Origin of the sequence: Streptomyces sp. OfavH-34-F (assembly GCF_022347745.1) — a bacterium.
GTDB lineage: Bacteria > Actinomycetota > Actinomycetes > Streptomycetales > Streptomycetaceae > Streptomyces.
This window is the reverse complement of the sequence record NZ_JAKRGC010000337.1, coordinates 1-6,680: the sequence shown is the minus strand read 5'-3', so window position 1 is coordinate 6,680 and position 6,680 is coordinate 1. Positions and strand designations below refer to the sequence as shown.

Below are 6,680 nucleotides of genomic sequence, written 5' to 3'. Positions count from 1 at the left end.
GGGGGGGGGGGGGCCACCGGGAAGGGGTGGGGGGCGGGGGCGGGGCGGGTGCCGCGCCCCGGCGGGTCGTCACGGGAAGTTGACGACGGTGGAGGGCACGGTCGAGCTGCCGGCGGGGGCGGTGGACGCCCCGGTGTCGTTGATGACGTGGTTGAAGTGGCCGTTGCCGCCGAGGGAGACGGTCAGCAGGCTGTGGAACTTCACACCGGGCTTGACCGGGGCCTTGAAGCCGTGGTCCTGGACGATGGTCGGGTCCACGTTGTAGTAGCAGTAGCTGCCGAGGCCCCAGCCCTCGTGGGTGTTCACCGAGTCGTCGACGCGGTAGGCGGCGTAGCCCTTGGTAGAGCCGTTCTGGATGGCGGCCTGGTTCGGGGCGTCGTACGCCTTTTCGTTCTGGAAGAAGATGGTGCGGCCGCGCTCGCCGTACCACTCGACGTCGTACTTGTTGAAGTGCTCGACGAACAGGCCGGTGGCCAGGACGTCGTCGCCGTTGACGCGGACGCCGTAGTCGGCGCGGTTGGTCTCCCAGCCGACGCCGGCGCCGTGGTCGGCGCGCCAGACCCAGGTGTGGTCGACGATGACGTCGTCGCTGTTGACGACCATGCTGGTGGTGGCCTTGCCGGGGCCGGCGCCGCCGATGCGGATGTAGACGTCCTGGACGGTCGTCGGGTTGGCGGCGTGGTCGGCCGAGGAGTTCTGCGGGCCGAGCTCCAGCAGCGTCGAGGAGTTGACCGGGCCGGCGTCGACGAGGAAGCCGGCGAGGCGGACGCCGTTGACGTCGGCGACCTTCATGGCGGTCACGCCGTTGTCCGGGATGATCGTGGCGAGGCCGAGGCCGAGCACGATCGTGTTCGCGCGGTTCACGTTGATGGTCTGGTCGACGTGGTAGACGCCCGGCGTGAACAGCAGGTGCAGGCCCTGGGCCAGCGCCTGGTTGATCGTGGCGGCGGTGGCGCCCGGCTTGACGACGTAGAACTGGGTCAGCGGGATCTTCTCACCCTGCGGGGTTCCGTCGGCCCAGGTGGTGCCGCGGGCGTTGGTGCGCTTGGCCGGGGAGAAGACCTTGTACTGGTTGTCCTCCCAGATCAGGTACGGCTTCTCGCGGGAGATCGGGGTGGTCTCCAGGGTGGTGTACTTCGGCTCGGGGAAGGCGGTCGGGGGCGCGCCCTCGGTGCCGGAGAAGACCGAGTTCCAGACACTGTTGCTCCAGCCGCCGATCGAGCTGTCGCGGGTGTACCACTGCTGCTGCGAGTAGTTGCCGACCTGGCCGTCGATCTTGGAGTCGGCGATGTAGCCGCCCGACGCCCAGCCGTAGCCGTTCGGGGCCAGGTTGAGGCTGCCCTTGACGTGCATGCGGCGGAAGGAGGACGCCTGGGACACGGCCCAGCGGTCGGTGCCACTCACCGGGTCGACGGTCAGGCCCTCCGCGCCGCGCCAGAAGTTCTGGGTCGCGTTGCCGTTGAACCAGCCCGCGTCGACGGTGATGTCGCCGTTGATGGTGGTCTGGCCCGGGCTGACGCCGAGGCCGGCGATCTGGGTGTAGAAGCCGAGCTGGGCGTTGAGCCCGTCGTACGTGCCGGGCTTGAGGAGGAAGGCGTGGCGGCCGGGGCCGAACTGGTCCGACTCCTGCTGCTGGAAGACTGCGTCCAGCTTGGCCTGGAGGCCGGGCGTGGACGGGTCGAAGACGTGCACGTTGGGGCCGAGGTCGCCGCCGCCGGGCAGCGTGGGGCCGGTGTCGTCGGTGGAGCCGTAGACCTGGAACTCCCAGAGGGAGTAGCCGTATCCGGTGCCGCGGGTGAGGCCCTTCATCCGGACGTAGCGGCCGGAGCCGGAGAGGGCGACCTCGTCGGTGCCGCCGTCGCCGGCCGAGACGGCGGTGACGGTGCGCCAGTCGGTGCCGTTGTCGGACGCCTGGATCTCGTAACCCTTGCCGTAGGCGCCCTCCCAGGTGAGGACGGCGCGGCTGAGCTGCTTGCTCGCGCCGAGGTCGACCTGGAGCCACTGGGCGTCGTTCCACTGGCTGGCCCAGCGGGTGCCGAGGTTCCCGTCGACCGCGTTGGAGGCGGAGAACACGGCCCCTTCGAGGGAGGAGGCGGTGGCCGTCCTCCCCTGCGAGAGCAGGGTCTCGGCAGCCTGCGCCGACGCGGCGGGGATGACCGAAAGAAGAGTGGCGGCCATGGCGGTGACGACGGCACCCGTGAGACCGCTCCGCATCCGTCTGCGGGCGGGAGGAGGAGCCGTTGTAGGCATGCCAAATATAGACATGGGGGGGTACTCCTTGAAGCGAGAGAAGCGCCGGAAGAGCGCTCTCCCGAACCTTGCCGCCCCAGTCGCGCGCGGTCAATATGCCGAACACGACTTTCCTTGCATCTTGAGTTAACCCTTGGTTTTCACCGTTGGTACTCGGCTGTGCCACCACAACGCCGTACCAGGGGGGATTCGGGAGCGAAACCCGCTGGTGGGAGGCCGTCCGTGCTGATGGAACCTCAGCCGGCGAGCGCCTCCGGCCCGGACCACCGCCCGCACCGCTTCCGTCCGACGCCGGACGAGATCGAGCCAACGGCCGACGCCCCGGGACACCGGACGCCGGCGGGAACGGCGCCGCGCTCCGGAGGGGGACGTGCCACCGTCACCCGGAGCGCGGACCCTTCGCCGGAAGGCGCGCGAGGCCGTCAGCGCTGCCGCAGGCGGACCATGAGGTGCCGCGGGTGCATGATGGCGGCGCGGGGAGCGGGACGCAGATCGGCGTCGGGTTACGGAAGCAGCCGCCGGCGTCCGGCGAGGGTCGCCAAGGTCAGTTCGGTGAAGACCGTGCCGACCTGGCTGCCGACGAGGCCTTCCGTGCGCAGCTGGTTGACCGCGGCGTCCGTGTAGCGCGTCGTGAACAGCATGAGGTCATTGAGTGCCAGGCCGAGGGCGCCGACCTGGCCCTGTCCGAACTACTCCAGCCCGGCGGCAGGTCCGCCGATGAGCCGTCGTTCACCACGGAATGCAGTCGTGAAGAAGTCGGGTGGGGACGCCGTCTCCAAGCCCACCCCGGGAGGCCCGTGCGTCTTGATGCCGGCCGCGCATCCCCCGAGGAGGCCCGACTGGCCTCGCACGCCAAGAACCGCAGATCAGCGCACCCGTCCCCGCGGCTTCAGCGGTACGTCGGGGAGGGCGGGGGCCGGGATCGGGGGGCCGGCGTAGCCGTGGACGGTGCCGAAGCGGTCGCCGGTCATCCAGTCCTCGCGGGCCCGGGCGATCTCCTCCTGGGTCCTGCCCACGAAGTTCCACCACATGACCAGTTCCTCCGCGAACGGCTCGCCGCCCAGGAGCATCAGGCCGGCGTCGGACTCGGCGCGCAGGGGGAGTTCGGTGCGGCCGCAGCCGAGGTAGAGCATGGAGCCGGGCAGGACCGGGACGCCGTCCACCTCGGCCTCGCCGGACATCGACAGGACCGCGTACTCGAAGTCGGGGTCCAGGGGCAACCGGGCCTCGGCGCCGCGGGCCAGGGTGAGGTCGGCGCCGACGATCGGCGTGTAGGCGGTGCCCGGGGAGGTGGCGCCGTCGAGTTCGCCGAGGATCACGGTGGCGGTGAGGCCGGGGGCCGTGACCACGGGCAGGTCGCTGTGGTGCTGGAAGTGCGGCTCCACGAAGCGGTGCGCCTCGGGGAGCGCCACCCAGAGCTGGGCGCCGTGGAGCAGGGCGGCGTGCTGCTTCGGGCTCTCCTCCGAGTGGCTGATCGCCCGGCCGGACGTCATCAGGCCGAGTTCGCGCGGGCGCACCGTCTGGAGGCTGCCCAGGCTGTCCCGGTGCAGCACCTCCCCCTCGTGCAGCCAGCTCACCGTCTGCAAGCCCATGTGGGGGTGCGGCGGCACCTGCATGCCGGGTTCGTCGGCGATGTCGTCGGGGCCGTAGTGGTCGACGAACGCCCAGGCGCCGACCATCCGGCGGCCCAGGTTCGGCAGCAGTCTGCGGACCTCGGTGGACTCCCCCAGCCGCACCGTGCGCGGGGCGAGGAGTTCGCGTACGGGTTCGGCCACGACGAAGCCGCGCCCTCCGCAGACGGTGGGGACGGCCTGGCGATCGAGATTGCTCATGGCACTCAACCTATTCCGCTGCGAGTGGGGGTGGGCGGTGCCCACGCCGTACAGATAGTGGAATATTAAACCATCTGTGGGTGTTGTGCGGATCGGACACCGCCGGGAACCACCCGGCCGCCGCGCGATCCAGGAGGCGCCATGAGCGACAGCTACTACGAGTTCGGCACCGCCGCCGAGCGCTGGGAGCGGGCGGGATTCTTCTTCGACGCGAAGGAGTACACGACGGCCGCGCGCATCCTCGGCGGGCTCGTCGAGGAGGTTCCGGAGCAGGTCGCGCCGCGGCTCCTCCTCGCCCGCGCCTACTACCACTCCGCGAGCCTCGGGCGCGCGGAGGCGGAACTGCGGGCGGTGCTGGAGCGCGACCCCGTGGAGGGGTACGCGCGCCTGATGCTCGGCCGCACGCTGGAGCGCCAGGGCCGCCAGGCCGAGGCGGACACGCAATTGCGGCTGGCCGCGGCCCTGTCGGGGGACTTCGGCCCCGAAGCGTAGCGGCGCGCGCAGCACCCCGGGCCGGCCGCCCCTCCGCCACGCAGCGGCGCGGGGCGGTCGGCCTTCTTTATTCGGGTGCCCCGTCCGCCCCGCGCGTGATACCTCCCGTCCCTATGAACGTGATCCGCACACCGCGCCTGTCCCTGCACGAGATGACCCCCGCCGACGCCCGGCACGTGGTCGCCGGCACGCCCGCCGACGGGGTGCGCTGGGCGCCCGGCTACCCCTCCCCCGGCGAGCGACGGGCCGCCGCGCGCTTCCTCGCCACCTGCGCGGACACCGGCGATCCGAGCCCCTTCGGGTCGTACGCGATACGGCTTCGCGCGGACGGGGCCGTCATCGGCGGCGCGGGCTTCCACGCGGCGCCCGACGAGCGGGGCAGCGTCACCATCGGCTACGGGCTCGTGGAGTCGGCGCGGGGGAACGGGTACGCCTCCGAGGCGCTGCGGGCGCTGCTGCGGTTCGCCCGGCAGCGGGGCGTCGCACGGGTGCTCGGGGACGCCGACGTCGGCAACGTCGCCTCCCAGCACGTGATGACGGCGGCCGGGATGCGGCTGGTCGGCGAGGACGCGTCGCTCAGGTACTACCTCGTCGACTGGACGGAGGCCCGCCGGTAACCGTCCGGCGGGCCTCCGTGCGTACGGCTGTCAGCTCACCGCGGCTGCCGGCCGGGCGTCCGCGAGCGCGCCCGCCCTCGGCACCAGCAGCCGTTCCGTGAGATGACCGAAGACCAGGCCGAACGCGGTCCAGAGCGTGACCTGCACCGCCAGCGTGGCCAGCCGGAACTGCCACAGCAGCGTGGCCGGGAAGTCGGCGCCGACCTCGTTGAACGACGGCAGGAACGCGTAGGCGAGGCCGATCAGCAGGACGTAGCCTGCCCCGGCGGCCACCGTCGCGTTCCAGTTGCCCAGGCGGGGCGCCAGGCGTCTGCCGACGATGACGGCGGCGACGGCCAGCAGCACGCTGAGGGCGACCATCAGGAAGAACAGCGCGGTACGCCGGCCGATGGTGTCGGGGTTGCCGACGGCCGGCGGGTTGGCCGGGTACTTCAGGAACGGCACGACGTAGACGCTCAGCAGCGCGGCGCCCGCGACCAGCGCGGCCGTGGCGCGCGGACCGAACCGGCCCACGCGGCCGAGCGCGTAACAGAAGACGAGCGCGGCGATGCCGCCCACGGCCACGCCGAACACGAGGATGCCGGTGGCGAGGCCGGCGGTGGACTGCACGCCCCGGCCGACGAGTTCCGCGCCGCCGCCGTGGTCGTGGCCGTGGGCGCTGTGGGCGGCCTCTTCCAGGGCGATGGCGGCGTCCACCCGGGACTCGCCGAGGAAGTAGGCCACGAGCAGCGCGAGGGCGCCCGCGACCAGGCCGGCCAGCATGCCGCGGACCAGCAGGGCTCTGACGGATATGGAGTTCATGAGGGATTCCCCTGGATCGGCCGGCGGGTCAGTGGCAGGGGAAGCCGAGAAGGTGGCGGCCGTCGTGGACCCACTCGTGGACCCCGGCGCCCGAGATGAGCGACGTGGCGCCCTGCTCGGCGCCGACGAAGTAGAGCAGGACCAGCATCAGGATGCCGAAGAAGACCGCCCAGGGGGCCAGGGCCTTCGGGGAGATGGGGGTGATGGGCGATGCGCCGGTGGCGGGGGCAGCACTGTGTGCCATGGCAGAACCTCCTGTGGGAACACGCGTCCCGTTCGTGGTGCCTGAGACGAAGGTGCCGGGTCTGACTTCCCGCAGGGGTGCGGGTACACAGTGGCGCGACCGTGCCGGATTCTCACCGGACTTCCGTCACACCCTCGTCGTATCGCCGCGACCATACCCCCTGGACGGTGGACGCCGCCATGGCGCGTCCGGGCGGGCTGCCGGGGCCCGGACGCCATGGTGTGCTTGTTCCCTGCGGTCACTGTTGCGGGAGTTGGGGGCGGGGATGACGGTACGGGTGATGCTGGTCTCACCGGCGATGAACGCGGCGTTGCGGGAAGCCCGGTTCGCCGGGGACGCGGCGCCGGACGCGTCGGGTCTGCGCGCGGCCCGGCTGGCAGCGCCCCGGGTGCCGGTCGCGGACCGGGTGGTGTGCGGGCCGTCCGCGCGGTGCGCCGGGACGGC

At 72.0% G+C, this 6,680-nt stretch carries 7 protein-coding genes and 1 pseudogene; 3 read left to right on the top strand and 5 right to left on the bottom strand.

The genetic code is table 11. From position 1 onward, the window contains the following. Positions 1-69 precede the first annotated feature (69 nt). The 3 genes from MHW47_RS30230 to MHW47_RS30220 form a co-directional block, all read right to left on the bottom strand. Positions 70-2,250, bottom strand: coding sequence for a discoidin domain-containing protein (locus tag MHW47_RS30230; RefSeq protein WP_374230172.1), 2,181 nt, complete (start codon positions 2,248-2,250; stop codon positions 70-72). A 503-nt stretch (positions 2,251-2,753) separates the two neighbouring features. Then, positions 2,754-2,891 (bottom strand): hypothetical protein, encoded by a 138-nt coding sequence (locus MHW47_RS30225; RefSeq protein ID WP_239227040.1) that lies wholly within the window; start codon positions 2,889-2,891, stop codon positions 2,754-2,756. Positions 2,892-3,116: 225 nt separating this feature from the next. Further along, positions 3,117-4,082: a pirin family protein gene (locus tag MHW47_RS30220; RefSeq protein ID WP_239227039.1), complete on the bottom strand. Its 966-nt coding sequence runs from the start codon at positions 4,080-4,082 to the stop codon at positions 3,117-3,119. A 141-nt stretch (positions 4,083-4,223) separates the two neighbouring features. On the opposite strand from MHW47_RS30220, the gene MHW47_RS30215 reads away from it, so the two are divergent. Both MHW47_RS30215 and MHW47_RS30210 read left to right on the top strand, forming a co-directional pair. Next, positions 4,224-4,574, top strand: coding sequence for a tetratricopeptide repeat protein (locus MHW47_RS30215; RefSeq protein ID WP_239227037.1), 351 nt, complete (start codon positions 4,224-4,226; stop codon positions 4,572-4,574). Positions 4,575-4,687: 113 nt separating this feature from the next. After that, complete coding sequence (locus MHW47_RS30210; protein ID WP_239227036.1) at positions 4,688-5,191, top strand: GNAT family N-acetyltransferase; 504 nt, start codon at positions 4,688-4,690, stop codon at positions 5,189-5,191. Between the two features lie 30 nt (positions 5,192-5,221). On the opposite strand, the gene MHW47_RS30205 is transcribed toward MHW47_RS30210, so the two are convergent. Both MHW47_RS30205 and MHW47_RS30200 read right to left on the bottom strand, forming a co-directional pair. Then, entirely contained in the window at positions 5,222-5,992 is a 771-nt protein-coding gene (locus MHW47_RS30205; protein ID WP_239227035.1) for a CbtA family protein, read from the bottom strand. 28 nt (positions 5,993-6,020) lie between these two features. Beyond that, positions 6,021-6,236 (bottom strand): CbtB-domain containing protein, encoded by a 216-nt coding sequence (locus tag MHW47_RS30200; RefSeq protein WP_239227034.1) that lies wholly within the window; start codon positions 6,234-6,236, stop codon positions 6,021-6,023. Positions 6,237-6,501: 265 nt separating this feature from the next. On the opposite strand from MHW47_RS30200, the pseudogene MHW47_RS30195 reads away from it, so the two are divergent. Then, positions 6,502-6,680: pseudogene (locus tag MHW47_RS30195) on the top strand (histidine phosphatase family protein); the annotation flags it as partial.

Coding starts and splice junctions, on each gene's coding strand:
- MHW47_RS30230 (WP_374230172.1), bottom strand. CDS start 2,250: ATGCCTACAACGGCTCCTCCTCCCGCCCGCAGACGGATGCGGAGCGGT.
- MHW47_RS30225 (WP_239227040.1), bottom strand. CDS start 2,891: ATGCTGTTCACGACGCGCTACACGGACGCCGCGGTCAACCAGCTGCGC.
- MHW47_RS30220 (WP_239227039.1), bottom strand. CDS start 4,082: ATGAGCAATCTCGATCGCCAGGCCGTCCCCACCGTCTGCGGAGGGCGC.
- MHW47_RS30215 (WP_239227037.1), top strand. CDS start 4,224: ATGAGCGACAGCTACTACGAGTTCGGCACCGCCGCCGAGCGCTGGGAG.
- MHW47_RS30210 (WP_239227036.1), top strand. CDS start 4,688: ATGAACGTGATCCGCACACCGCGCCTGTCCCTGCACGAGATGACCCCC.
- MHW47_RS30205 (WP_239227035.1), bottom strand. CDS start 5,992: ATGAACTCCATATCCGTCAGAGCCCTGCTGGTCCGCGGCATGCTGGCC.
- MHW47_RS30200 (WP_239227034.1), bottom strand. CDS start 6,236: ATGGCACACAGTGCTGCCCCCGCCACCGGCGCATCGCCCATCACCCCC.